Here is a 25304-nt window from a genome sequence, read left to right on the forward strand (position 1 = left end):
CAAGGGCGCGACGCTCAGCGCACGCCGGCGCCGGCGGCCTCGTCGGGACGCTGGATGAGCTCGATCTTGTACCCATCCGGATCCGTCACGAACGCGATCACCGTGGTGCCGCCCTTCACCGGGCCGGGCTCGCGCGTGACGTTGCCGCCCGCGGCCCTGATCTTCTCGCACGCCGCATAGGCATCGGGCACGCCCAGTGCGATGTGGCCGTACGCGCTACCCATCTCGTACTTGTCGGTGCCCCAGTTGTAGGTGAGCTCGATCTCGGCCTGCGCCGGGTTGCCCCCCTCGTAGCCCAGGAAGGCCAGGCTGTACTTGTACTCGGGGTTCTCGGAGGTGCGCAGCAGCTGCATGCCGAGCACGCGGGTGTAGAAGTCGATCGAGCGCTGCAGGTCGCCGACGCGCAGCATGGTGTGGAGGAATCGCATTTCGGGGCGTTTGGTGAGTTGTCGTGGCACCGGATTGTCGTGTCACTTGCCTCCGGCGAGTGTCAGCAGATGCGCATCGTGCTTTTCCAGGAAGGCGCGCAGCTGCTGCCGATACTCGGGCGCCACCGCCTCGCGCACGCTCGGGCGGTCCCGCAGTGCGTGCCGCCAGGCGTTCACCTTCGGCTTGTGGTCGAAGACGTGCGACTCGTGCAGCTCGTCGAAGAGCTCGAAGTAGCGGAACACCGGCGCGAACACCGCGTCGACCAGGCTGAAGCGCTCGCCCGCGAAGAAGGGGCCTGCGCCCAGCGCGGCCTCGACACGCTCGAACTTGGCGGCCAGCGCCTGGCGCTTCTGCTCGAAGACCTCGGCATCGCGCGTGGTCTCGTAGCCCCACAGGTCGGCGAGGACCGCGGAGCCGAACTCCATCCAGGCGCGATGCTCCGCGCGCTGCAGCGGATCTTCGGGATGCAGCCTGGGGCCGGGCTGCGTTTCCTCGATGTACTCGCAGATCACGTTGCTCTCGAACAGGATGCTCTCGCCGCCTTCGGGCCGCGGCACGCGCAGCAGCGGCACCTTGCCGAGCGGCGAGATCTTCACGAACCAGTCGGGCTTGTTCGCCAGGTCGATCACGACGCGCTCGAACGGGACTTTCTTCTCGCGCAGTGCGATGGCGGCGCGCTGCACGTAGGGGCACAGCAGGTGGCTGACGAGGGTGAGAGCTGCTTGGGACATCGTTCGCTTCCGTGTGGGGTGGAGGGGTCGGGAAGCGATTCTTCCGAGGCTCGAAAACCTTATCTAAAAAAGCTCATCGCCGAAAACGGGCGTTGTGCTATGCAGTCCAGCGCGTGAGCCGGCCGTTGTGCATCAGGCCGATGTGGTCGGCCATGGCCTGCGCCTCGGCTTCGTTGTGCGTGACCAGCACGGCGGTCTGGCCGGCAGCCTTGAGGATCTCGCGCACCTCGACGGTGAGGCGTTCTCGCGTCGCGGCATCGAGGTTGGAGAAGGGCTCGTCGAGCAGCAGCAGGGCGGGCGAGGGCGCCAGTGCGCGCGCCAGCGCAATGCGCTGCTGCTGGCCGCCGGAGAGCTCGTGCGGATAGCGCCCGGCGGACTCGGCCAGGCCCACCAGCGCGAGCATCTCGGCCACGCGTGCCCGCTGCTCCGCATGGGGCCGGCGCCGCAGCCCGAAGCCCACGTTCTGCGCCGCCGTGAGGTGCGGGAACAACGCGTACTCCTGGAACATCATGCCGACCCGCCGCTCCTCCGGCGGCAGGTGGACGGTCGCGGACGACAGCAGCCGCTCGCCGAGTCGGATGCTGCCCGCGCGCAGCGGCTCGAAGCCTGCGATGGCGCGCAGCACGGTGGTCTTGCCGCAGCCCGAGGGGCCGAGCAGGCAGCCGATGCGGCCGGCATCGAGCGAGAGCGAGAAGCCGTCGACCACGGTGTGCAGGCCGCGTGCGCCTTCGTAGGCGAGCCGCACGTCGTGGAGCTGCAGCGCCGCGCTCACAAGGCAACCTCCGTGCTACGCACTGCGGTGCGAGCCCCTTCGGGCGGCCGGGCGGCGCTCATTCCGCAAGCCCCTCGGCGCGCCCGCCCAGCCCGTTGCGCGCCAGCAGCACCACCGGCAGCAGGCCCGCGACCACGATCGCGAGCGCGGCGATGGCGCCTTCCTCGTAGGTGCCGCGCGCCGCCTCGGCGTAGAGCCAGGTCGCCAGCGTGTCGAAGTTCGCGGGCCGCAGCAGCAGGGTGGCCGGCAGCTCCTTCATCGCATCGACGAAGACCAGCAGCGCACCGGCCGCGATGGCCGGCCGCAAGAGCGGCAGGTGCACGCGGCGCAGGGTGCCGGCCGCGCTTTCGCCGAGCAGCCGCGAAGCCTGCTCGAGGGCGGGCGGGATGCGCGCGAGCCCGGCTTCGATGCCGCCCACCGGCATCGCCAGGAAGCGGATCGCGCAGGCGATCACCAGCACGATGCCGGCGCTCATCAGCGGCAGGCCGTCGCGGTCCAGCAGCCGGCCGAGCAGGGCGTCGAGGCCCAGCGCCGGCGTCAGCAGGCCGATGGCCAGCACCGTGCCGGGCAGCGCATAGCCCAACGTGGCGGCGCGGGCCTGCCAGCGCGCGCGGTTGACGGTCGAGCCCTGGTTGCGCACCGCCCAGGCCACCACCAGCCCCGCGGCCACGGTGGTCACCGTCACGCCCGACGCCAGGGCCAGGGTGTTGCCCAGGCTGGCGAGCAGGCCCTCGGAGATGCCGCCGCCCAGGCGCAGCCGCTTGGCCGTTTCCCAGAGCAGGTAGAGCGCCGGCGCGGCGAAGCCGATCAGGACCGGCAGCGCCGCCGCGATGCAGGCGAGCCAGGCCGCCGCACCGTGCAGGCGGCGCGGCTCGATGGCGCGCATGCGCTGTGCCGAGCCGAAGCGCTGGTGGCGCCGGCCATGGCGCTCGAGCAGCACCAGCGCCACCACGACGAACAGCATCGCGCAGGCGATCTGGGCGGCGCCCGCCAGGTCGGAGCGCGTGATCCAGGTGGTGTAGACCGCCACCGTCAGCGTCTGGATGCCGAGGAACTCGGAGGCGCCGATGTCGTTGAGGGTTTCAAGCAGCGCGAGGCTCAGGCCGACGGCGAGCGCGGGCCGAGCCAGCGGCAGCGCGACCCGGAAGAAGGCGCCGGCCGCGCTCTCGCCGAGCGTGCGGGCCGCCTCCATCAGGTGGGCGGGCTGGGTCATGAACATGGCGCGCGCCGTCATGTAGACATACGGATAGAGCACGAAGCCGAGCACCAGGATCGCGCCTGGCATCGAGCGCAGGTCGGGCAGCCGGAACTGCCGCGGGCTGTCGAAGCCCAGCGCCCAGCGGATCGCGCCCTGCACCGGGCCGATGGGATGCAGCAGGTCGAGGTAGGCGAAAGCCACGATGTACGTCGGCATGGCCAGCGGCAGCAGCAGCGCCCAGTGCAGCACCCGGCGGCCCGGGAAATCGCAGACCGTGACCAGCCAGGCGCAGCCGGTGCCGATCAGCAGCACCAGCGCGCCCACGCCGGCCAGCAGCAGCGCGGTGTTGAGCGCTGCCTGCGGCAGCACGTGACGCGCGAGGTGGGTCCAGTGCGAGAAGTCGGCGCCGAACGCCAGCCAGGCCAGGCTGAGCACCGGCGCGAGCACGCCGAGCGCGATGAGCACCGAGGCAGCGCGCCAGACCGGCCCAACCGGCCTCATGCTCATTGGATGACCTCCACCCTGTGGGCTGCGGTGCTATGAGCCTTCGGAGCGGCCGTGCGGCTCATGCCCTCGCGCTCGGCACTGCGTGCGTTCGCTGCCCCCGGCGCGGTCGGACGCGCTCAGGGGCGGCCCGTCGACGCGCCGTCACTGGTCGAAGCCGACCTTGTCCACCAGCGCGCTGGCCTGCTTGCGGTACTTGGCAATCTCGGTGAGGGGCAGCGGATCGACCTTCAGCTCGCCGATGCTGGACGCGGTGATCGAGTCGAGCGCCACGCCCTTGCGCACCGGGTACTCGAAGTTGGTCTCGGCATAGAAGGCCTGGGCCGGCTCGGAAACCAGGAACTCGAGCAGCTTGACCGCGTTGGCGCGCTGCGGCGCGTTCTTCGCGACCGCGGCGCCGCTCACGTTGACGTGCGTGCCGCCGCTCTTCGAGTTGGCGAAGGTCGGGCGGATCACCTTGATGGCTTCGCCCCACTTGCGCGCGTCGCTGCCTTCCTTGGCGCTCTTCATCTGGCCCACGTAGTAGGAGTTGGCCAGGCCGACGTCGCAGATGCCGCCCAGGATGTCGCGCGCCACGTCGCGGTCGCCGCCGGTGGCCTTGCGCGCCAGGTTCGCCTTGACGCCGCGCAGCCACTGCTCGGCCTTGGCCTCGCCGTCGTGCGCGATCATCGAGGCGACCAGCGCCGTGTTGTAAGGATGCTGGCCGGCGCGGATGCAGACCTTGCCCTTGTACCTGGGGTTGGCCAGGTCTTCATAGCGGAAGGAGGTGATGGGCAGGCTCTTGTCGGCATACAGCACGCGCGCGCGCATCGACAGCGAGAACCACTGGCCGTCGGCACCGCGCAGGTTGGCGGGAATCGCCGACTCGAGTGCCGCCGATTTCACCGGCTGCGTGACGCCGCCCTCGACCAGGTCGATCAGGTTGCCGATGTCCACCGTCATCAGCACGTCCGCGGGGGAGCGCGCGCCCTCGGCCTTGACGCGCTCGAGCAGCCCGTCCTTGATGAACACCGTGTTCACCTTGACGCCGCTCTGCGTGCTGAAGGCCGTGAGCAGCGGCTGAATGAGGCCGGGCTCGCGCGTGGTGTAGATCGTGACTTCCTCGGCGGCAAAGGCCGGGGCGGCGAGCCAGCCGGTGCCGGCCAGGGCGATACAGGCCAGGGTGCGAGCGCCGCGGGCGCGCGAAATGGAGCTCATGGGGTCCTCCTTGGGGATTGGGATGTGGCAATGATCGGCGCTCTTGGGCGCTGATACGAATCATTATCACTGTTGCTTCGAACTTGTCGGCGGATTTCCCCAAGGGGCGCGTGGCGCCGCGCGGGCGGGCTTGCATTGCCTGGGATCTGATCGGCTTGACCTCCGCGCGGCCTTGTTCCGCTGTGCAGTACTGAGCTATGCCAACGCGCCCATTGGAGGCCCCAAAAACTGCTTAGCGGAATAAGATTCCGCAAAACCGCCATCCCAGGCGGCACGACTGGACGGAGACATGACGAGTTTTTCTCCCGGCACCGCTCCGGCGCCCACGCGCATTCATGAGCTGCTCGACGACTGGGCGCACATCCAGCCTCATGCGTTGGCGCTGAAGGATGCCGAGCTTGCGCTCAGCTACCTGGACCTGAAGGAAGCCTCCGAGTCGGCGGCCCGCCAGTTGTCCGAACTGCAGGTGCGTGCCGGCGACCGCGTCCTGGTGGTGGGCGAGAACTGCGCGGCCATCGGCGTGCTGGTGCTGGCCCTCAGCCGGCTGGACGCCTGGTCGATCGTCGTCAACGCGCGGCTGTCGGCGCGCGAGATCGACACCTTCATCGAGCACGCCGGCGCCCGCCGCGTGATCTACACGTGCCACGTGTCGGCCGATGCGCAGCAGCACGCCCAGCGCCATGGCGCCGCGGCGCAGGCCTGGGACGTCATCGGCACCCTGTGGGTCGGCCCGCTGGCCGGCGAGGTGCAACCCGAGCCCTGCGCGCAGGCGGCGCAGGAACAGGTGGCCTCGCTGATCTACACCTCCGGCACCTCGGGTGCGCCCAAGGGCGTGATGCTCACGCATGCCAACCTGATGTTCGCGGCCGCCAGTGCGCGCGACATCCGCGGGCTCGGCCCCGGCGACCTGATCTACGGCGTGCTCCCGATGGCGCACGTGGTGGGCCTGTCGACCCAGTTCCTCGGCTGCATCGCCAGCGGGGCGGCGCTGCTGCTGGAGGCGCGCTTCTCGCCCGCCGCCCTGGCGCAGGCGCTGGCGCAGGAGGGCGTGACCGCCTTCACCGGCGTGCCGGCCATGTTCGCCAAGCTGCTGGATTGGGCCCGCGAGAAGGGCCAGGCGCTGCAGGCGCCGGCGCTTCGCTTCGCGTGCGTGGTCGGCTCGCCGCTCACGCCCAGCCTGAAGGCGGGGGTCGAGGCCGCGCTGGGGCTACCGCTGCACAACGGCTACGGCCTGACCGAGACCGCACCCACCGTGGCGCAGACCCGCATCGAGGCCCCGCGGCAGGACTGCACCGTCGGCTTCGCGCTGCCCGGCGTGCAGACGCGCGTCGTGGACGCGGCCTCGGGCGCCGAGCGGGCCGATGGCGAGATCGGCGAGCTGCGGGTGCGCGGCCCCAACCTCATGAAGGGCTACTACCGCAACGAAGCGCTGACGCGCGAGGTGATCGACGACGAAGGCTGGTTCAACACCGGCGACATGGCGCGCCGCGATGCCGATGGCGCGCTGCACATCGTGGGCCGCAGCAAGGAGCTGATCATCCGCTCGGGCTTCAACGTCTATCCGGTGGAGGTCGAGCAGGTGCTCAACGGCCATCCGGCGGTGGTGCAGTCGGCGGTGGTCGGGCGCACGGTGGAGCACAACGAGGAGGTGGTCGCCTTCGTCGAGCTGGTCTCGGACGCGCAGCCTGGCGAAGAGGCGATGCGGCAGTACCTGCGCGAGCGGCTGTCGCCCTACAAGGTGCCGAGCGAGATCCGCTTCCTCGCCCAGCTGCCGGCCGCGCCCACCGGCAAGATCCTGAAGAGTGAACTGAAGACCCTGGCCCTGCAGCGCACGAAATGACGCTCACCCCCAGGTTGGCTCACTTCGTGTAGCCGCCCACCCCCTTCCGGGGGCAACACCAGCGGCCCGGCAAAGCCGGTTCCGCGGTGTTCTCCGAATGTCCATAACCGAAGGCACAAAGGATCCAGCATGGCACTCCCGGCACTCCTGAAAGACAAGCTCTCGCTGCCGCTGATCGGCTCGCCGCTGTTCATCATCTCCAACCCCGATCTCGTGCTGGCGCAGTGCCTGGCCGGCGTGGTCGGCTCCTTCCCGGCCCTCAATGCACGGCCGAAGGAACTGCTGGACGAATGGCTCGCGCACATCACGGCGACGCTGGATGCAGCCTGCGCAGCCGAGCCCGAGCGCCGGGTCGCGCCCTTCGCGGTCAACCAGATCATTCATTCGTCCAACGACCGGCTCGACCACGACATGGACCTGTGCGTGAAGCACCGCGTGCCGATCGTCATCACCAGCCTGTCGGCGCCCACGGATTACGTCGCGCCGGTGCATGCCTACGGCGGGCTGGTCTTCCACGACGTGACCAACGTCAAGCATGCTCAGAAGGCGCTCGCGGCCGGTGTCGACGGCCTGATCCTGGTGTGTGCGGGGGCGGGCGGCCATGCCGGCACGATGAGCCCTTTCGCGCTGGTGGCCGAGGTGCGGCGATTCTTCGACGGGCCCATCGCGCTGTCGGGTTCGATCACCTCCGGCGCGCACGTTGCCGCCGCGTTGGCGATGGGCGCCGACCTCGCCTACGTCGGCACGCGCTTCATCGCCACGCCCGAGGCCAATGCGCAGGAGGCCTACAAGCAGATGATCGTCGACAGCGCCGCGGCCGAAGTGACCTACACGCCGCTCTTCACCGGCGTGCATGGCAACTACCTGACGCGCAGCATTGCCGCCACCGGCCTGGACCCGGCGCAGCTGCCCACGGCCGACAAGACATCGATGAACTTCGGCACCACGCGCATCAAGCCCTGGAAGGACGTGTGGGGCGCGGGGCAGGGCGTCGGCAACATCGACGACGTGCTGCCCACGGCAGAGCTGGTGCAGCGCATGACGCGCGAATACCGCGGCGCACTGGCGCAGCTCGCTGCCTGAGCGCACGATCCGACAACACTCCAAGGAGACTGAAATGAGCGACAAGAAAGCCATCCTCGTCATCGGCGCCGGCGACGCCACCGGCGGCGCCATCGCGCGCCGCTTCGCCCGCGAAGGCTACATCGCCTGCGTCACCCGGCGCCAGGCCGACAAGCTGCAGCCGCTGGTCGACCAGATCAAGGCCGAGGGCGGCCAGGCGCACGGCTTCGGCAGTGATGCGCGCAAGGAGGAGGAGATGGTCGCGCTGGTCGAGCAGATCGAGCGCGAGATCGCGCCGATCGAGGTGGCGGTGTTCAACATCGGCGCCAACGTGCGCTTCGGCATCACCGAGACGACCGCCCGCGTGTATCACAAGGTCTGGGAGATGGCCTGCTTCGGCGGCTTCCTGATGGGGCGCGAAGTTGCCAAGGCGATGCTGCCGCGCGGACGCGGCACCATCATCTTCACCGGCGCCACCGCCAGCCTGCGCGGGCGCGACGGCTACGCTGCCTTCGCGGGCGCCAAGCATGCGCTGCGCGCGCTGGCGCAGAGCATGGCGCGCGAGCTGTGGCCCAAGGGCATCCACGTGGCGCATCCGGTGATCGACGGCGCCATCGACACCGAGTTCATCCGCACCACCTTCCCCGAGCGCTACGCGCTGAAGGAGCGCGACGGCATCCTGCAGCCCGACAGCATCGCCGACGCCTACTGGCAAATCCACATGCAGCCGCGCCACGCCTGGACGCACGAGACCGAGCTGCGCCCCTGGCTGGAAAGCTGGTGAGAGAAGAGAGCAAAGGAGCAGCGCCATGACGGTCCACGTCGAGTTCCTGTTCGACTTCGGCAGCCCCAATGCCTACCTGTGCCACCGCGTGATCCCCGCGATCGAGGCGCGCACCGGCGTGAAGTTCGAGTATGTGCCCGTCCTGCTGGGCGGGATCTTCAAGCTCAGCGGCAACCGCTCGCCGGCCGAGGCCTTCGCTGGCATTCCGAACAAGCGTGCCTACGACCAGCTGGAGCTCAAGCGCTTCGTCGCGAAGCACCGGCTCGAGCGCTATCGGCCCAATCCCCACTGGCCCGTCAACACGCTGCAGGTCATGCGTGGCGCGGTCGCTGCGCAGAAGCAGGGCTGCTTCGAGCGCTATGTCGAGGCCGTCTACGTGGCCATGTGGGAGGAGGGCCGCAACATGGAAGACCCCGAGGTGATCGTGCGCACGCTGGACGAGGCGGGGCTCGACGGCCAGCGCCTCTACGCCGGCACGCAGGACCCGGAGGTGAAGAGCACGCTCATGGCCAACACCCAGTCCGCCTTCGAGCGCGGCGCCTTCGGCTCGCCGACCTTCTTCGTCGGCGGTGAAATTTTCTTCGGCAAGGACCGCCTGCGCGTGGTCGAGGAAGAGATCGTGCGCCAGGGCGCCGCCGCGTAGACGGCAACGCAGACGGCAACGCGCCCATCCACCAGGAGACAAGCATGAAGACGACAAGACGATTCTTTGGAGCCGCGGCCATTGCGGCGCTGTACACGCTCGGCGGCCCGGCGTCGACCGCATGGGCGCAGGACGCATCGGACTTCCCTGCAAGGCCCATCAAGATCATGCTCGGCTTCCCGCCGGGCGGCTCGACCGATTCGCCGATGCGCGTGCTGGCGGAGGACGCCTCGAAGATCCTCAAGCAGCCGGTCGTGATCGAGAACAAGCCAGGCGCCGCCGGCCTGATGCCGGCCCAGCTGCTGCAAGGGGCGCAGCCCGACGGCTACACGGTGGGCGTGATCCCCGCCAACCTGTTCCGGCTGCCCTACACCGGCAACATCAACTGGAACCCGGCCACCGACCTGCGCTACGTGATCGGCCTGACCTCCTTCGTCTACGGCATCGTCGTGCCGGCGTCGTCGCAAATCAAGACCATGGACGACTACGTCGCCTACGCGAAGGCGCATCCCGGCGAGCTGACCTATGCCACGCCCGGCGCCTACCTCGCGCAGCACCTGGCGATGGAACAGGTCGCGCGCATCAAGAACATCAAGCTGAGCCACGTGCCCTACAAGGGCACGGCCGAGTCGCTTCAGGCAGTGGTGGGTGAGCACGTGATGTCGGCGGCCGAGACCTCCGGCTGGGGGCCGTATGTGGAGAGCGGCAAGCTGCGCCTGCTGGTCACCTTCGGCGAGAAGCGCATGAGCCGCTTCCCCGATGTGCCCACCTTGAAGGAAGTCGGCATCGACATCCCGCCGCCTTCCGCTGCCTGGGGGCTGGCGGTGCCGAAGAACACGCCCGCCGCGGTCGTGGCGAAGCTGCACGACGCCTTCAAGCAGGCGATGGAGCAGCCGGCCTTCCGCAACGCGCTGGCGCAGTACTACATGGAGCCGGTGTACATGAGCTCGGCGCGCTACCAGCAGTTCGCGGCCGAGTCGACGCAGCGCGAGAAGCAGCTGCTCGAGGCGATCGGCTTCGTGCGCGAGAAGTAGTCACCGGCGCGAGCCCAATCCCTGCTCGATCTCGCGCACCATCGCGATCAGCCTGGGCCGCACCTCGTCCCACAGCGTGTCGCGCGACATGCTGTGCGCCGGACCCGCCGCATTGATCACCATCAGCGGCAGCCCGCCGCCCGGCTGGAAGGGCACGGCGATGCCGTTGATCTCCTTCTGCCATTCGCCGAACGAGCCTACGCAGCCGCTCTCGGCCAGGTCGGCGCAGGCTTGTCGTATGCCTTTCTCGATGCGCGGCCAGGCGATCGGGTCGAGGGACTGGATGCGCTCCTCCAGCGCCAGGCGCACGTTCTCCGGCGCCGCCGCAAGGTAGGCGCGGCCCATCGCGGTGGTGGCCAGCGGGATGCGCGCGCCGATGTCCAGCCGCAGCGTCACGATCGAGTGGCCGCGGCAGTTCTCGATATAGAGCATCGACATCTCGTCGCGCAGGCCGAGCGAGACCAGCGTGCCGGTGTCGATCGCCAGCTGCTGCATCAGCGGCCGGCTCATCTCCTTCACGTCCAGCCGCGCCAGCGTGGTGCCGCCGAGCATCAGCGTCGCCATGCCCAGGCGGTAGCGGCCCGATTCCTCGACGTGATGCAGGTAGCCCAGCTTCGTCAGCGTGTAGGTGAGGCGCGTGACGGTGGATTTGGGCAGCTTGCAGCGCTCTGCGAGCTCCTGGTTGCCGAGGCGCTCCTCGCCGGACCTGAAGCAGCGCAGCACGTCGAGGCCGCGCGCCAGGGCGGTGACGAAGTGGCGGTCTTCGCGGCCATCGTCCAGCACATCGGGATCGAAGGGGGCGGGGGAATTCTTCATGGGCGGTCTCCTGCGTTCTGCACAGCGGTATCGATGTGGAGGCCGCGAGAGGATGGGCCCTATGAAGCCACGTCGCGCCAATTCACAATTGCAGAATTATGAACCGCACTGCAAAACAAATGCAGCGCTTATTGCAGGAGACAACCCCATGCAGCAGTCCGTCGCCACCGGTGCCCACAACTTCGCTTCCATCGAGCGCGTGGTGTTCGGCCAGCCCGCGGCCGGCGTGATTGCGGCCGAGGCGGCGCGGCTCGGGAGCCGGCGGGTCTTCATCGTCGCGAGCCGCACGCTGCGCACGCAGACCGGCGTGATCCGCGAGATCGAGACCGCGCTCGGCGAGCGCCACGCAGCCACCTTCGACGGTATCCCCCAGCACACGACCCGCGGCGGCGTGGCGCGCGCAACGGCCGCGGCCCTGGAAGCCGAGGCCGACCTGGTGGTGGCGGTAGGCGGAGGCTCCGTCATCGACGCCTCGAAGATGGTGCTGCTGTGCATGCGCCACGGCATGACCGACGAGCACCTGGAGGCACTGGACCGCTTCGAGGTGAAGCTGGGCGAGGATGGCAAGCCGGTGCGGCCCGTCTTCGAGGGCCCGGCGCTGCGCATGATTGCGGTGCCCAGCACGCTCAACGGCGGCGAGTTCAACGGCGGTTGCCTGGTGACCGACGAGCGCCGCAAGCTCAAGCAGACCTTCTTCCACCCGCTCATGATGCCGCGCACGGTCGTGCTCGACCCCGCACTGACGTTGCACACGCCCGAGTCGCTGTGGCTGGGCTCGGCCACGCGCGCGCTCGACCATGCCATCGAGGCGTTGCTGTCGACCACGCCGACGCCGCTGGCCGACGCGGTGGTGCTCGACGGCATCGCGCGCATGGCGCGAGCGCTGCCGGCCTGGAAGGCGCAGCCGCAGAGCCTGGCGGCGCGCGCCGAATGCCAAATCGCGAGCTGGCTGTGCTCCTACGGCTTGTCCAGCCGCGGGCCGCAGGGCGGCGTGATGATGGGCCCCAGCCACGCCATCGGCCACGTGCTGGGCGGCAGCTGCGGCGTGCCGCACTACTACTGCACGCCCGTGATGATGCCGGCGATCCTGAAGTGGTCGGAGCCGGCGACTTCAGCGCGCCAGCGTCAGCTGGCCCAGGCGCTGGGCCGGCCCGCATCGAGTGCGGCCGAGGCCTTCGCCGAGCTCGTGAAGTTCCTGGCCCTGCCTGCGACGCTGCGCGACGTCGGCGTCGATGAGAGCCAGTTCGAGATGATCGCCCGCACCAGCATGCGCGAGCTGTTCATCCACGGCAACGCACGCAGGATCTCCGGGCCGGCAGAGGTGCAGGAGATCCTGCGGCTCGCCGCCTGAGGGCGTTCAGCGCTTCGTCTCGAACACCAGGCAGGTGGTCGTGCCGTGCGCGTACAGCGTGCCGTCGGGGCCGAAGAGGCGGGCCTCGGCGGTCGCGAGCTGCCGGCCGCAATGGATCACCTTGCCTTCCGCGCGCACCCGCTGCACCTTGGGCGTGAGGCCCTTCACGTAGTTCACGCTCAGCTCGGCCGTGGTGTAGGCGCGGCCGGGCGGCATCATCGTGTGCACCGAGCAGCCCAGCGCCGAATCGAGGACGGTGGCGACCCAGCCGCCATGGATGGTGCCCAGCGGATTCAGGTGCTGCGGCAGCGGCGTGCCCTGGAACACCGCGACGCCGGGGCTGACCGAGAGGATGGTGAAGTCGAGCGTCTTGGCGATGGCGGCGTAGCGGATGTCGCCGCGCAGCATGGCCTGCATGACTTCGAGCCCGGTCTTGCCTTCGATCTGCTCGGGGCTGGCCAGGCCCGGCCCGGGACCCGCCTCCAGCCGGGCGATGACCTCGCGCTCTTCGGCAAGCCAGGCGTCAAGTGAGGTGCTCTGCGTCAAGGGTCTTTCTCCGGTTTAAAGGTTGCATATGCAATGGTTGTAGCTACAATCGTCAGCCATGAATGCTATCGCAAAGCCGCAGGGCTGTACCAACTTCAGGCTGCGCCGCCTGACGCGCATGGTGTCACGTCACTACGACGCCCACGTGGCCGCGTCCGGGCTCAAGACAACGCAGTATTCCCTGCTCTCGCATGTGCTGAGCCTTGGCCCCCTGCGGCCCGTGGACCTGGCCGACGCGATGAACGTCGAGGCCTCCACGCTGAGCCGCAACCTCAAGCCCATGCTCGCCGCCGGCTGGCTGACGCAGGGCGAAGGGCCGGATGCGCGCAGCCGGCTGATCGCGATCACCGACGCCGGCCGCACCAAGCGCACCGAGGCGCAGCGCCTGTGGCGTGCCGCGCAGATGGAGCTCAACGAGATGCTGGGCGTCGAGCGCGTCGTGGCGCTGCACCAGTTGATCGACGACAGCATCGCGCTCCTGCAGCGCGCCGGATTGAAGGACGAGGAAAGCAGCGATGAGTGATTCCAACCCCACGGCCGCAGCAAGCGCGGGCCCGTCCGCCGTGCACCGCTACGCACTATGGCTCGTACTGCTGGCGACCGCCGGCACCTTCGCCCTCACGATGGGCGTGCGCCAGACCATGGGCCTGTTCCTGTCGGCGCTCAACACCTCGACCGGGCTGGGCGTCGCCAGCATCAGCCTGGCTTTCGCCTTCGGCCAGCTCTGGTGGGGGCTGACGCAGCCCTTCGCCGGCGCGGTGGCAGACCGCATCGGCACCGGCCGCGTGATCTTCATCGGCGTGCTGCTCGTAGCGCTGGGCACCATCATCACGCCCTTCATGACGTCGACGGCAGGCCTGATCTTCGCGATCGGCGTGCTGGCGGCGGGCGGCGCCGGCATGGCCGGGCCCTCGGTGCTGATGGGCGCCACCGCGCGCCTCGTGACGCCCGCGCAGCGCGGGCTGGCCACCGGCATCGTGAACGCGGGCGGCTCCTTCGGCCAGTTCGCGATGGCGCCGATCGCCATCGGCCTCACCGCCGCCTACGGCTGGGCCAACGCGATGCAGGTGCTGGGCTTCCTGATCCTGCTGGCGCTGCCGGCGGTCTTCGTGCTCAAGGGCAATTCCAATGCGCTTGCCACGGCCTCGGGCGCCAAGCGCCTGAGCGCGCGCGAAGCCGTCGGGCAGGCGCTCGCGTTGCCGAGCTTCCGCCTGCTGAGCCTGGGCTTCTTCGTCTGCGGCTTTCACGTGGCCTTCCTCGCCACCCACCTGCCGGGCGTGGTCGCGGCTTGCGGGCTGCCGCCCGAAGTGGGCGGCTGGTCGCTCGGCATCATCGGCCTCTTCAACATCGTCGGCAGCCTCGCAATGGGCTGGGCGGTGGGCCGCTGGCGCATGAAGTCGCTGCTCGCGCTGCTCTATGCAACCCGCGGCGTGGCGGTGCTGATCTTCCTGCTGGCGCCGAAGACGACGCTGGTGATGCTGCTCTTCGCAGCGGTGATGGGCGTGACCTTCCTCTCGACCGTGCCGCCGACGGCGGGCCTGGTGGCCAAGATGTTCGGCCCGGCCAACATGGCGATGCTGTTCGGCATCGTGATGCTGGCGCACCAGGTGGGCGGCTTCCTCGGCGCCTACCTGGGCGGCACCATCTTCGAAGCCACCGGCAGCTACGACTGGGTCTGGTACATCGACATCGTGCTGGCCGCCGGCGCCGCGCTGGTCAACCTGCCGATCCGCGAGGCGCTCGTGCCGCCGCGCGCAGCCAAGGCCGCGGCCTGATAGCTGGTACGGCCTGCCATGAGCACCGTCGATCCGCGAACACGCCTCCTGCTCGAGGCGCCGATCGCCAGCACTTTGCTGCGCCTGGCCATGCCCAATGTGCTGGTGATGGTCGCGCAGGCTTCGGTCGGCCTGATCGAGACCTACTTCGTCGGCAAGCTCGGCACCGATGCGCTGGCCGGCATGGCGCTGGTGTTCCCGATCGTCATGCTGATGCAGATGACCTCGGCCGGTGCGGTGGGCGGCGGCATCGCCTCGGCGATCGCGCGGGCGCTGGGTGGCCAGCGCCGCGCCGATGCCAATGCACTGGTGCTGCATGCGATCCTGGTGGCGGTGGGCTTCGGCCTGCTCTTCAGCGCCGTGCTGCTCGTCGGAGGTCGCGCGCTCTATGCGCGCATGGGCGGCGAGGGAGCCTCGCTCGAAGCCGCCGTGACCTATTCGCACTGGGTGTTTGCCGGCGCCGTGCTGGTGTGGCTCTTCAATTCGCTGGCGGCGGTGATCCGCGGCACCGGCAACATGGCGGTGCCGGCCAGGGTGACGGTGGGCGGCGTGGTCTTCCTGATCCCGGTGTCGCCGCTGCTGATCTTCGGCTGGGGCCCGATCCCCGCGCTCGGCATCGCGGGCGGCGCGATCGCGCTGCTGCTGTACTACCTGGTCGGCACGCTGGCGCTGTTGGCCTACCTGCGCTCGGACGCCAGCTACCTGAAGCTTTCCTTTGCGGGCGTGCGGCTGCGCTGGCCGCTGTTCCGCGACATCCTGCGCGTGGGCCTGGTCTCCTCCATTGCCACCGTCTGCGTCAACCTCTCCATCGCGGTTGCCACCGCGCTCGCCGGCCAGTTCGGCGCGGGGGCGATTGCCGGCTATGGCACCGGCTCGCGCCTCGAATACCTGCTGGTGCCGCTGGTTTTCGGCTTCGGGGCGCCGCTGCTCGCGATGGTTGGCACCTGCATCGGCGCCGGCCAGCGCGAACGCGCGCTGCGGGCCACGTGGGTCGGCGTGGCCATGGCCTTCACGATGGCCGAAGCGGTGGGCCTGGCGGCTGCGTTGTTCCCGCGCCCCTGGCTGATGCTCTTCGGCAACGATGCGGCCATGCTCGAGGCCGGCACGCAGTACCTGCGTACGGTGGGTCCCTTCTACGGCTTCTTCGGCGCCGGGCTGGTGCTGTACTTCGCGTCGCAGGGCGCGGGGCGGCTCTTGTGGCCGGTGCTGGGGAACCTGGCACGCCTCGCGGTCGCTGCGGTCGGCGGCTGGCTGGCGCTGCGCTGGACCGGCGAGCTGGTGCACGTGTTCACGGCCCAGGCCGTGGCACTGGTGGTCTATGGGGCGGTCATCGCCGGGGCTATCGCGGGCGGTGCGTGGTTCGGGCCGGTGGGCTGGCCGCGCAGCACGGCCGGGCTGCTGCGGCGGGTCGGCGCTTCCTGAATTCCTCTTTCATCCCTCTCACTTTTCTGGAGCTTCGCATGCAGATCAAGGACGCTGTCGTTTTCATCACCGGCGCCAACCGCGGCCTGGGCCTGGCCTATGCGCGCGCCGCGCTCGCCGCCGGTGCGAAGAAGGTCTACGCGGCGGCGCGCGACCCGAAATCCGTCGTGCTCGAAGGCGTGGTGCCGGTCGCCCTGGACGTCACGCAAACCGCGCAGGTCGAGGCTGCCGCGCGGGCTTGCAGCGACGTGACCCTCGTCATCAACAATGCCGGCATCTCGCGCGGCTCGGGCCTGCTGTCGAACGACTCGCTCGATGCGGCGCGGGCCGAATTCGACACCAATTTCTTCGGCCTCTGGGCCGTGAGCCGCGCCTTCGCGCCGGTGCTGGCGAAGAACGGCGGCGGCGCCATCGTCAACGTGCTGTCGGCACTGAGCTGGATCACCTTCCCCAGCGTGGCGACCTACAGCGCCTCGAAGTCGGCCGCCTGGTCGCTGAGCAACGGTCTGCGCAACGAGCTCGCTGCGCAGGGCACGCAGGTCGTCAGCGTGCACGTGGGCTACATGGACACCGACATGGCCAGCCATGTGCCGGGCGAGAAGACCTCGCCCGACGACGTGGCGCGCCAGACCCTGGCCGCGGTGGAAGCCGGCGAGCCGGAGGTGCTGGCCGACGCGACGGCGCGGCAGGTCAAGCTGGGCTTCGGCGCGAATCCGCCGGCTTACGCCGCGGCGCGCTGAAGGGCTGGGGCGCGCAGATCAGCCTTACTGGCTGCTCCACGCCCGCTTGGTCAATTCCAGCCAGAGCTGAAGCGCTTCATCTTGTCCGAGCTGGTTGGCTGTGCGTGTGATGGCATCTTCACGAAACTCGATGGGCACACCGGCGTTGTCAACCGCCGTAGCCGCCTTCCGGTGGAGGCGCGCCGGGCGATCCGGGTCGCTGAGCACTTTTTTGATCTCTGCCACTTCGTCTTGATAACGGGCGCGCAGAACGACCTCTTGCCAAGGCTCCCAAGTGGCAACGAAGTCCCAGAAGCGCTCGCCCTCTTGCGTCAGAACCGCCCGCTTGGCGACTTCGATGTCCTCGAAGGTGACGCTAGAGATGCTGGAGCGGGTGAATAGCGCATCCGGTTTCTCGCCGCCGAGCTCGAGTGATTCGTGGAGCCCGGCAAGGTACGCGAGATGTGTTTCGACCTCTTCGTCGTGTTCGGGGAGGTTCGCGGCGCGGCGTTCCTTGTTGATGTCGTTCACCTTGTGCCGCGCCAACTCATCGATAACGCGGCGGCGGAACACCTGGCGCGCGATCTCGATCATCTTCGGCAGATCGTCATTCAGAGCACCGTCCCAGACCGGCTGCGCAAGCCATTCCTCTTGCGCCTTGCCCAGCGCCAGCGACACACCGTCATCGCAGCTTGCATCGCCGCCCAGGAGCACAATGAAAACGCGTTCGGCCAGCGCGGGCTTGGCGGCCATTTCTTCCACCAGGTGCCGAAGCATCGGCTTGAGATTCGGGTTCTTCGCGCCCCGCAGGGAGCGTGTAACGAGTTTTGCCAGGAGCGCCAGATCCTGGGTTTTTGCCAGATGCTGCCATTCCGGGGACTCGCAAAAGCCTTGGTCAAGGTCCAGCGCTTTGGACAACGGAATGGATGGGTCATCGGCGGTTGCAGTGGAAGCAGAGGCGAGTCCTTCCGACTGGAAGCTTTGCCAGGCAGTGAGCAGGCCCTGTTCATCGACCGAATGGTAGTTGCGCCGCTGAACAGCCATGCGTTCGTTTAGGGGGGCCGGCGTATCGCATGTCCCTCCACTCAAACGATCGAGGAAGTCGGTCTCCTCTTCTTGCGGGAATGTCTCCCTGTTTGAGCCTTCAGCCGACGGATCGGTGAAGTCGTCGTGGTCCGAGGCATTGAGCCCTTCAGGGTTCAGCGTCGGACCTTCAACCTGCACCTCCGCTTGCCCGGATCGAGGCGCGCTGTGAAGGCCAGCGATGAAATTGACAAGGTTTGACACGGTTGAAGGATCCCAGTGCCGCTCTGTCAGGAACTGGTGGACATCGTGGAGATCAGCCAGCAGGTCCCGCGCTGCGGACGAGGCCTCGGTTGAATGGGTGGCCGTCGCAGGCACCGATGACGCCGGCTGGCGTGTCTCCCGGTCTCCAAAGACTGACCTTCCCTGCCCCTCCGTCTGGTCAATCCGAGTCGCCGGCGGGTTTTCCTGGGCATTCTGGTCGTCGGCGATGGCTGGGTTCAGAGGCGCGACCTGTGGGTTGTCTTGGGCGGTGGAGGGGCGATCGTTGGTGGTGTAGCGGGTGGGGGAGGGGGAGGCGCGGCTGGCTCTCATGGGGTGTCGAACTTTCTTGTAGAGGCGTTGAAGGCAAGATCCCGGCGAACTCCTGGTCCTGCCTGTCGATCAACGACCCAAGCTCAGTAACACCGCATTGGTCCCAGTTCCCGTGATGAACAAGACTTCGGCAATCGGTAGGGCGAGGTGCCAAGACCCCGCCCGATAACGCGACGGCCCGCCAAGCCAGCAGGGCTTCGTCGCCGATCCGCCGGCCTAAGCGGCGGCGCGGTGAAGCGCAGGGCGCTCGGCGCGCGGCGCCGGCAGCAGCCTGCGCAAGGCCTCGAAGAACAGATCGGACTGCTCGCGCTCGCCCTGGATCTGCGCCGCCACGTGCGCGGCCAGCTTGGCGTCGACCGGCGCCAGCGGCCGGCCGGTGGACTGCGCGATCACCTGGTGCAGGCAGGCACGCTCGACATAGTAGAGATCGTCATAGGCGTGCGCAATGTTCGCGCCCGCCACGATCACGCCGTGGTTCGCCAGGAAGGCGATGTCCTTGCCCGCCATGGCGCGGGCGATGCGCTCGCCCTCATGGTCGTCGAGTGCCAGGCCGTTGTAGACCGCGTCGACGGCGATGCGGTCCATGAAGCGCATCGCGTTCTGGCTCAGCGTCGGGTCGAGCGCGCGGTCGGTGGTGAGGGTGAGCGCGGTCGCGTAGGGCATGTGGCAGTGGAGCACCACCGCATGGCCCGTGATGCGGTGCACCGCGCCGTGGATGAAGAGGGCAGTGGGCTCGACACGGTGGCGCCCGGCCAGCACCTCGCCGCGCACGTCGATCAGCACGATGTCCTCTGGGCCGATCTCGCTCCAGTGCAGGCCGCGCGGGTTGATCAGGTAGCGGTCCTGCGCGCCGGGCAGGGCCACGCTGAAATGGTTGCACACGCCTTCCGAAAGGCCGTGGTGCGCGGCAGCGCGAAGCGCCAGTGCAAGGTCTTCGCGCAGCGTGCGGACCGCGGGGCTGGCGTACTCGGCTTCGGGGCTCATCGTGTGATCTCCTTGAAAAGTGCGGCTCACTGGAATACCTTCGCCTTCGGCTGCGGTGCTATTCGCCTTCGGGGCGGCCGTGCGGCTCATGTACGAAGGCTCCCGCTGAACGCGGCCACGAAATCCATCGCCGCCTCGCGCACTGCGTCGGCGCTCTTGCCGGGCTTGTAGAGCGCCGAGCCGATGCCGAAGCCCGTGGCGCCGGCCTCGCGCCAGGCCTGCATGCCGGCCGGCGTGATGCCGCCCACGGGCAGCAGCGGCGTACCCGGCGGCAGCACAGCGAGCAGCGCCTTGACCACCGCGGGCGAGGCGAGCTCGGCCGGGAAGAGCTTGAGGCCGGTGGCCCCTGCCGCGAGTGCGCCGAAGGCCTCGGTGGGCGTCATCACGCCTGGCAGGCTCACCAGCCCGAGGCGTGCCGCTTCGGCCACCACCTCGGGATTGAAGTTGGGCGCGACGATCAGTTGGCCGCCGGCACCATGCACCTCGCGCACCTGCTGTGCATCGAGCACCGTGCCGGCGCCCACCAGCGCGCCGGGAAAGCGCTCGCGCAGCAACGCGATGCTCTTGAGCGGCTCGGGCGAGTTGAGCGGCACCTCGAGCAGGCGGAAGCCGGCGCCGACGATCGCATCGCCGACCTCCGGCGCCTCGGCCGGGCTCAGCCCGCGCAGGATGGCGACGAGCGGCAGCTGCCGCAACGCCGTGGAGAACGAATCGTCGAGAGAGATCATTGGTGGGGTACCTTTGCCTGCGGCTGCAATGCTATTCGCCCTCGCAGCGACCTTGGGTTCATGACCTTGCCTTGTCCGCAAGATGGATGGAGGCCAGTGCATGCAGCCCGGCCCAGGTGGCCTCGGCGCCCAGCGTGCGCGCGGTGTTGCCGGAGATCTCCAGTGCCAGCAGGTAGCGCTGGGTGAGTGCGGGGCTGCCGATCAGCACCAGCTCGCCGCCGTGGATGGACTGCGTGCGCAGCTCCTCGCCGATCAGCAGCCCGGAAAGATAGCTCGCCAGCTCGCCAGCCGGCATGCGGTCGAACAGCGCCAGCGTGCGGGCGCCGAAGGCGTTGTGCAGCAGGCCCTGGCCGTTGTCGGCCTGCGTCACGCCTTCGAGGAAGGCGACTTCGTCCAGCGGCGCCTGCGCGTCGAGCGTGCGTGCCAGGATCGAGTGCTGGCTCAGCAGCGCATAGAACTCGCCCGTCATGAAAGTGCGGAAACCCGTCACCCGCCCGCGCTTGACCGTCGCCCACTTGTTGTGCGTGCCGGGCAGTACGAACAGGCCATCGGACAGGCCGGTGATCGCCATGGCGCCGAAGATCTGCACCTCTTCGCCGCGCATCACGTCGGGCACGCCGTCGTGCAGGTCGCTGAGGCCGGGCACGATCGCAATGCGGCCCGGCTCGATCTCGACGATCGCGTTGCCCACCTCGACCCGGCCCGAGGGGCAGGGACAGTAGGGCGCCTCGATCCAGCCCTGCTTGCTGCCCGCCATGCCCGAGATCAGGCAGAAGCTGCCGGTGGGGCGCATCCAGTCGCCGAACAATTCCTCGAAGAGCGCCGGAAAGCCGCCGGCCGGCACCGTGAGGATGCCGCGCGGATGGCTGCGTTCCTCGAGCACGTGCCCCTTGCCGTCCAGCAGTGCGCCGCGCAAGGAGCTGGTGCCCCAGTCGATGGCGATCAGATGCATACAGGGCTGCGAAAGTTGTTGACCTTCAGTGATTGTCCCTGGGAACGAAAGAACCGCGCTTGCCGCGCAGGAATCCGAGGTCGGCGCCCTGGTCCGCCTGCAGCACGTTGTCGACGTAGAGCTTCCAGTAGCCCGAGTCCAGCGCCGGCTTCGGCGGTGTCCACAGGGCCAGGCGGCGCGCCAGCTCCTCGTCGCTCACGTGCAGGTGCAACCGGCGCCTCGGCACGTCGAGCTCGACGATGTCGCCGTCCTGCACCACCGCCAGCGGCCCGCCTGCCGCCGCCTCGGGCGCGGTGTGCAGCACCACCGTGCCGTAGGCCGTGCCGCTCATGCGCGCATCGCTGATGCGGACCATGTCGGTGATGCCCTTGCGCAGGACCTTGGGCGGCAGCGGCATGTTGCCGGCTTCGGCCATGCCGGGGTAGCCCTTGGGCCCGCAGTTCTTGAGCACCATGATGCAGTGCTCGTCGATGTCCAGCGCCTCGTCGTCGATGCGCTTGTGGAAGTCGTCAGCGCTTTCGAAGACCACCGCGCGGCCCTTGTGCACCAGCAGCTCCGGCGTGGCCGCGCTGGGCTTGATGATGGCGCCGTTGGGCGCCAGGTTGCCGCGCAGCACGCAGATGCCGGCCTTGTCCTTGAAGGGCTTCGACAGCGGCTGGATCACCTGCGGGTTGTAGTTCTCGGCGTCCTTGATGTTGTCCCACACGCTCTGGCCGGTGGAGGTGACGATGTCCCGGTGCAGGTGCTGCGCGATCTCCTTCATCACCACAGGCACGCCGCCCGCGTAGCAGAAGTCCTCCATCAGGTACTGGCCCGAGGGCTGCAGGTTGACCAGGCAGGGCAGGTCGGAGGCCAGGCGATCGAAATCGTCGAGCGTGAGCTCCACGCCGATGCGCCCCGCGATCGCGAGCAGGTGGATCACCAGGTTGGTCGAGCCGCCGATCGCCGCGTTGACCTTGATCGCGTTCTCGATGGCTTCGCGCGTGAGGATCTTCGACATCAGCAGGTCCTCGTGCACCATGTCGACGATGCGGCGCCCGGCCATGCGCGCCAGCACGTTGCGCCGGCCGTCCACCGCCGGGTAGGCCGCATTGCCCGGCAATCCGATGCCCAGCGACTCGACCATGCTCGCCATCGTGCTGGCGGTGCCCATGGTCATGCAATGGCCGTGGCTGCGGTGCATGCAGCTCTCGGCCTCGAAGAACTCGTGCAGCTTCAGCGTGCCGGCGCGCACCTGCTCGCTCATCTGCCAGACACCGGTGCCCGACCCGAGCTCCTGGCCGCGCCACTTGCCCGAGAGCATCGGGCCGCCCGAAACGCCGATGGTGGGCAGGTCCACGCTGGCGGCGCCCATCATGAGCGCGGGGGTGGTCTTGTCGCAGCCCATCAGCAGCACCACGCCGTCGATCGGGTTGGCGCGGATGCTCTCTTCCACGTCCATGCTGGCGAGGTTGCGGTAGAGCATGGCGGTGGGGCGCAGCAGGGTCTCGCCCAGCGACATCACCGGAAACTCCAGCGGGAAGCCGCCGGCCTCGTACACACCGATCTTCACCTGCTCGGCCAGGGTGCGGAAGTGCGAATTGCAGGGCGTGAGCTCGCTGAAGGTGTTGCAGATGCCGATGACCGGCCGGCCGTCGAACTGGTCGTGCGGCACGCCCTTGCCCTTGACCCAGCTGCGATAGATGAAGCCGTCGCGGTCGTGGCGGCCGAACCATTGCTGGCTGCGCAATTCGTGGCTGGGTTTGCGGCGTGGACTGCTCATCTTGTTGTCTCCGGCGGGTGCGAATCGGGGGCTCGGTGAATCAGGGTTTGTCCTGCCGGGCCGCTATTTCAATCATCATATGATAAGGCTGAGCGCGCAAGGACACACAGGGTTTTCGAGAGCGCTTGCGCACGAAAACCGGCCCCCAGCAGGAGACAAGACATGTCGCATCGCGGAGTATTTCAACAGCCTGAAGTGCTGCCGGCGCCGGTCAACGCCTGAGCTCCCATGAGCAAGAACATCCACGGCCGCACACTCGATCTGCTCGGCGAGGCCATCGTGTCGCGCCGCTACGCGATCGGCGCGCCCATGCCGGCGGAGCCCATGCTGTGCGAGGAGTTCGGCGTCAGCCGCACGGTGGTGCGCGAGGCGGTGAAGTCGCTGGTGGCCAAGGGGCTGATCATCACCGGCCCCAAGGTCGGCACGCGCGTGCTGCCCGAAGACCGCTGGAACTGGTTCGACCCCGACGTCATCACCTGGCAGGCGCGCGCCGGCCTCACGCCCGAGTTCCTGCGCGACCTGCTGGACCTGCGGCGGGTGGTCGAGCCGGCGGCCGTGCGGCTGGCGGCCGAGCGCGCGACCGCGGCCGACATCGAAGCCATCGAAGAAGCCTACGCCGGCATGAAGCGGGCGATCGACCACGGGGGCGACTACGTCACCAGCGACCTGCGCTTCCACCACGGGCTGCTCGCGGCCGCGCAGAACCGCATGCTGGCGCAGATGAGCAAGGCGCTCGACGCGCTGCTGCGCACCAGCTTCGAGCTTTCCACCGCCAAGAAGGACGGGCCTGCGCTGTCGCTGCCGCTGCACCGCGCGGTGCTCGACGCTGTCATCGCCCACAACCCGGCGCGCGCCGAACGCGCGATCGTCAAGCTGATCGACGGCGCACGCGAGGACATCGAGGAGGTGCTGTCGTCGCGCCGGCGGCTGCCGCGCCTCGGCCGCCCGCCGCCCCGGCTCAAGGCCGCCGCTTGAGGCCGGCGCACTTCAACTTTTTATCAGCCCCGCTCGTGGATCGAGCATTCCATCGAAGAGGAGACAAAGCATGAAATTCAGACTCAAGGCACTCGTGATTCCCGCCCTGGCTGCGCTGGGGCTGGCCGTTGCCGGCCAGGCTGCAGCCCAGGAAAAGCTCACCGTCTGGTGGGTCAAGGGCTTCTACAAGGCGGAGGACGACGCCCTGTTCGCGGCCATCAAGAAGTTCGAGGACAAGCACAAGAACGTCAAGATCGAACTCTCGCAGTACCCGGTGCAGGACATGATCCCGAAGACCGTGTCGGCGCTCGACTCCGGCAGCCCGCCCGACGTGGCCTATGCCGACGTCTACGATTTCCAGGTCACCGGCAAGTGGGCCTTCGACGGCAAGCTGGAGGACATCAGCAGCGTGATCTCGCCCATGCAGGCGCGCTTCGCGCCCAACACGGTGGAGACCACCTTCCTCTACAACGACCAGACGAAGTCGAAGGCCTACTACGCCTTCCCGATCAAGCAGCAGACGATGCACATCGAGTACTGGAAGGACATGCTGGAGGAAGCGGGCTTCAAGGAATCCGACATCCCCACCACCTGGAAGGAGTACTGGTCCTTCTGGTGCGAGAAGGTGCAGCCGGCCGCCCGCCAGAAGACCGGAAAGCGTGTCTTCGGCATCGGCATGCCGATGGGCGTGGACTCGAGCGACTCCTTCTATTCCTTCCTGACCTTCATGGACGCCTACAACGTCAAGCTGGTCAACGACAGCGGCAAGCTGCTGGTCGACGATCCCCAGGTGCGCACCGGGCTGATCGGCGCCGTCACCGACTACACCGCGCCCTACACCAAGGGCTGCACGCCGCCCTCGGCCACGAGCTGGAAGGACCCGGACAACAACGTCGCCTTCCACAACAAGACGACCGTGATGACCCACAACGCGACCATCTCGATCGCCGCGAAGTGGCTGGACGACATGAACAATCCCTCGCTGACGCCGGAGCAGCGCGAGGAGGCGAAGAAGAACTTCACCGAGCGCATCCGCACGGCGGGTTTCCCGAACAAGCCTGACGGCAGCAAGATGATCTATCGCACGGCGGTGAAAACGGGCGTGGTCTTCAAGGACGCCAAGAACAAGCAGCGCGCCAAGGAGTTCGTGACCTTCCTGCTGCAGGAGGAGAACCTCACGCCCTACGTCGAGGGATCGCTGGGCCGCTGGTTCCCGGTGACCAAGGCCGGACAGGCGCGCGACTTCTGGAAGGCCGATCCGCATCGTCAGTCGGTGTTCAACCAGTACGCCGCGGGCACCGTGCCTTTCGAGTTCACCAAGAACTACAAGTTCACCGTCCTCAACAACGAGAACGTGTGGGCGAAGGCGATGAACCGTGTCATCAACGACAAGGTGCCGGTGGACAAGGCGGTCGACGAGATGATCGAGCGCATCAAGACCGTCGCGCGCTGACGCACCGGAA

24 protein-coding genes are annotated in these 25304 nt (G+C 68.4%); 12 read left to right on the forward strand and 12 right to left on the reverse strand.

Annotation, left to right across the window (positions count from 1 at the left end; all coding sequences use genetic code 11):
• Positions 1–14: 14 nt before the first annotated feature.
• The 5 genes from gloA to ACMGEZ_RS09825 all read right to left on the reverse strand — a co-directional run bounded on the left by gloA (position 15) and on the right by ACMGEZ_RS09825 (position 4831).
• A complete protein-coding gene (gene gloA / locus ACMGEZ_RS09805) occupies positions 15–428 on the reverse strand; it encodes a lactoylglutathione lyase (protein ID WP_436822074.1) in 414 nt (137 codons plus the stop codon).
• Positions 429–470: 42 nt separating this feature from the next.
• Entirely contained in the window at positions 471–1160 is a 690-nt protein-coding gene (locus ACMGEZ_RS09810; RefSeq protein ID WP_436822075.1) for a glutathione S-transferase family protein, read from the reverse strand.
• Positions 1161–1257: 97 nt separating this feature from the next.
• The gene (locus ACMGEZ_RS09815; protein WP_436822076.1) at positions 1258–1932 is read right to left on the reverse strand and encodes an ABC transporter ATP-binding protein; all 675 of its coding nucleotides are present in this window, start codon (positions 1930–1932) and stop codon (positions 1258–1260) included.
• Between the two features lie 58 nt (positions 1933–1990).
• Positions 1991–3637 carry an ABC transporter permease gene (locus ACMGEZ_RS09820; protein WP_436822077.1) on the reverse strand — a complete coding sequence of 549 codons (1647 nt, stop codon included), beginning with the start codon at positions 3635–3637 and terminating at the stop codon, positions 1991–1993.
• A gap of 141 nt (positions 3638–3778) precedes the next feature.
• Positions 3779–4831: a Fe(3+) ABC transporter substrate-binding protein gene (locus ACMGEZ_RS09825; RefSeq protein WP_436822078.1), complete on the reverse strand. Its 1053-nt coding sequence runs from the start codon at positions 4829–4831 to the stop codon at positions 3779–3781.
• Positions 4832–5120: 289 nt separating this feature from the next.
• Between ACMGEZ_RS09825 and ACMGEZ_RS09830 the strand changes: the two genes are divergently transcribed.
• The 5 genes from ACMGEZ_RS09830 to ACMGEZ_RS09850 all read left to right on the forward strand — a co-directional run bounded on the left by ACMGEZ_RS09830 (position 5121) and on the right by ACMGEZ_RS09850 (position 10194).
• Positions 5121–6671, forward strand: a complete 1551-nt coding sequence (locus ACMGEZ_RS09830; RefSeq protein ID WP_436822079.1) for a class I adenylate-forming enzyme family protein — start codon at positions 5121–5123, stop codon at positions 6669–6671.
• A gap of 129 nt (positions 6672–6800) precedes the next feature.
• A complete protein-coding gene (locus ACMGEZ_RS09835) occupies positions 6801–7754 on the forward strand; it encodes an NAD(P)H-dependent flavin oxidoreductase (protein WP_436822080.1) in 954 nt (317 codons plus the stop codon).
• Between the two features lie 34 nt (positions 7755–7788).
• Positions 7789–8517 (forward strand): SDR family oxidoreductase, encoded by a 729-nt coding sequence (locus tag ACMGEZ_RS09840; RefSeq protein WP_436822081.1) that lies wholly within the window; start codon positions 7789–7791, stop codon positions 8515–8517.
• A gap of 25 nt (positions 8518–8542) precedes the next feature.
• Complete coding sequence (locus ACMGEZ_RS09845) at positions 8543–9160, forward strand: 2-hydroxychromene-2-carboxylate isomerase (protein WP_436822082.1); 618 nt, start codon at positions 8543–8545, stop codon at positions 9158–9160.
• Between the two features lie 44 nt (positions 9161–9204).
• Positions 9205–10194 carry a Bug family tripartite tricarboxylate transporter substrate binding protein gene (locus ACMGEZ_RS09850; protein ID WP_436822083.1) on the forward strand — a complete coding sequence of 330 codons (990 nt, stop codon included), beginning with the start codon at positions 9205–9207 and terminating at the stop codon, positions 10192–10194.
• Here the strand turns inward: ACMGEZ_RS09850 and ACMGEZ_RS09855 are convergent, their stop codons facing one another.
• Entirely contained in the window at positions 10195–11010 is an 816-nt protein-coding gene (locus tag ACMGEZ_RS09855; RefSeq protein ID WP_436822084.1) for an IclR family transcriptional regulator, read from the reverse strand.
• Positions 11011–11158: 148 nt separating this feature from the next.
• Here ACMGEZ_RS09855 and ACMGEZ_RS09860 point away from each other — a divergent pair, with 148 nt between their 5' ends.
• Entirely contained in the window at positions 11159–12361 is a 1203-nt protein-coding gene (locus ACMGEZ_RS09860) for an iron-containing alcohol dehydrogenase (protein WP_436822085.1), read from the forward strand.
• 6 nt (positions 12362–12367) lie between these two features.
• On the opposite strand, the gene ACMGEZ_RS09865 is transcribed toward ACMGEZ_RS09860, so the two are convergent.
• A complete protein-coding gene (locus ACMGEZ_RS09865; RefSeq protein WP_436822086.1) occupies positions 12368–12907 on the reverse strand; it encodes a PaaI family thioesterase in 540 nt (179 codons plus the stop codon).
• 58 nt (positions 12908–12965) lie between these two features.
• On the opposite strand from ACMGEZ_RS09865, the gene ACMGEZ_RS09870 reads away from it, so the two are divergent.
• From ACMGEZ_RS09870 to ACMGEZ_RS09885, 4 genes are read left to right on the forward strand one after another with little or no spacing between them, the layout of a single operon-like run.
• Positions 12966–13430, forward strand: coding sequence for a MarR family winged helix-turn-helix transcriptional regulator (locus ACMGEZ_RS09870; protein ID WP_436822087.1), 465 nt, complete (start codon positions 12966–12968; stop codon positions 13428–13430).
• A complete protein-coding gene (locus ACMGEZ_RS09875) occupies positions 13423–14682 on the forward strand; it encodes an MFS transporter (protein WP_436822088.1) in 1260 nt (419 codons plus the stop codon). Before ACMGEZ_RS09870 ends, ACMGEZ_RS09875 begins: the two co-directional genes overlap by 8 nt.
• Before the next feature lie 18 nt (positions 14683–14700).
• The gene (locus ACMGEZ_RS09880) at positions 14701–16104 is read left to right on the forward strand and encodes an MATE family efflux transporter (RefSeq protein ID WP_436822089.1); all 1404 of its coding nucleotides are present in this window, start codon (positions 14701–14703) and stop codon (positions 16102–16104) included.
• 38 nt (positions 16105–16142) lie between these two features.
• On the forward strand, positions 16143–16844 hold the full coding sequence (locus ACMGEZ_RS09885; protein ID WP_436822090.1) for an SDR family oxidoreductase: 702 nt from the start codon (positions 16143–16145) through the stop codon (positions 16842–16844).
• Between the two features lie 24 nt (positions 16845–16868).
• Here ACMGEZ_RS09885 and ACMGEZ_RS09890 read toward each other — a convergent pair whose 3' ends face one another.
• From ACMGEZ_RS09890 to ACMGEZ_RS09910, 5 genes are all read right to left on the reverse strand, one after another.
• Positions 16869–18440, reverse strand: a complete 1572-nt coding sequence (locus ACMGEZ_RS09890) for an NEL-type E3 ubiquitin ligase domain-containing protein (protein WP_436822091.1) — start codon at positions 18438–18440, stop codon at positions 16869–16871.
• A gap of 216 nt (positions 18441–18656) precedes the next feature.
• Entirely contained in the window at positions 18657–19424 is a 768-nt protein-coding gene (locus tag ACMGEZ_RS09895) for an aldolase (protein WP_436822092.1), read from the reverse strand.
• An 86-nt stretch (positions 19425–19510) separates the two neighbouring features.
• On the reverse strand, positions 19511–20152 hold the full coding sequence (locus tag ACMGEZ_RS09900) for a 2-dehydro-3-deoxy-6-phosphogalactonate aldolase (protein ID WP_436822093.1): 642 nt from the start codon (positions 20150–20152) through the stop codon (positions 19511–19513).
• A gap of 58 nt (positions 20153–20210) precedes the next feature.
• Positions 20211–21104: a 2-dehydro-3-deoxygalactonokinase gene (locus ACMGEZ_RS09905; protein ID WP_436822094.1), complete on the reverse strand. Its 894-nt coding sequence runs from the start codon at positions 21102–21104 to the stop codon at positions 20211–20213.
• Positions 21105–21129: 25 nt separating this feature from the next.
• Positions 21130–22866 (reverse strand): IlvD/Edd family dehydratase, encoded by a 1737-nt coding sequence (locus ACMGEZ_RS09910; protein ID WP_436822095.1) that lies wholly within the window; start codon positions 22864–22866, stop codon positions 21130–21132.
• A 228-nt stretch (positions 22867–23094) separates the two neighbouring features.
• Between ACMGEZ_RS09910 and ACMGEZ_RS09915 the strand changes: the two genes are divergently transcribed.
• Positions 23095–23841 (forward strand): FadR/GntR family transcriptional regulator, encoded by a 747-nt coding sequence (locus tag ACMGEZ_RS09915; protein ID WP_436822096.1) that lies wholly within the window; start codon positions 23095–23097, stop codon positions 23839–23841.
• A 70-nt stretch (positions 23842–23911) separates the two neighbouring features.
• The gene (locus ACMGEZ_RS09920) at positions 23912–25294 is read left to right on the forward strand and encodes an ABC transporter substrate-binding protein (RefSeq protein WP_436822097.1); all 1383 of its coding nucleotides are present in this window, start codon (positions 23912–23914) and stop codon (positions 25292–25294) included.
• The last annotated feature ends 10 nt before the right edge of the window (positions 25295–25304 follow it).

This window comes from Variovorax stachyos (assembly GCF_051400855.1).
Classification (GTDB): domain Bacteria; phylum Pseudomonadota; class Gammaproteobacteria; order Burkholderiales; family Burkholderiaceae_C; genus Variovorax.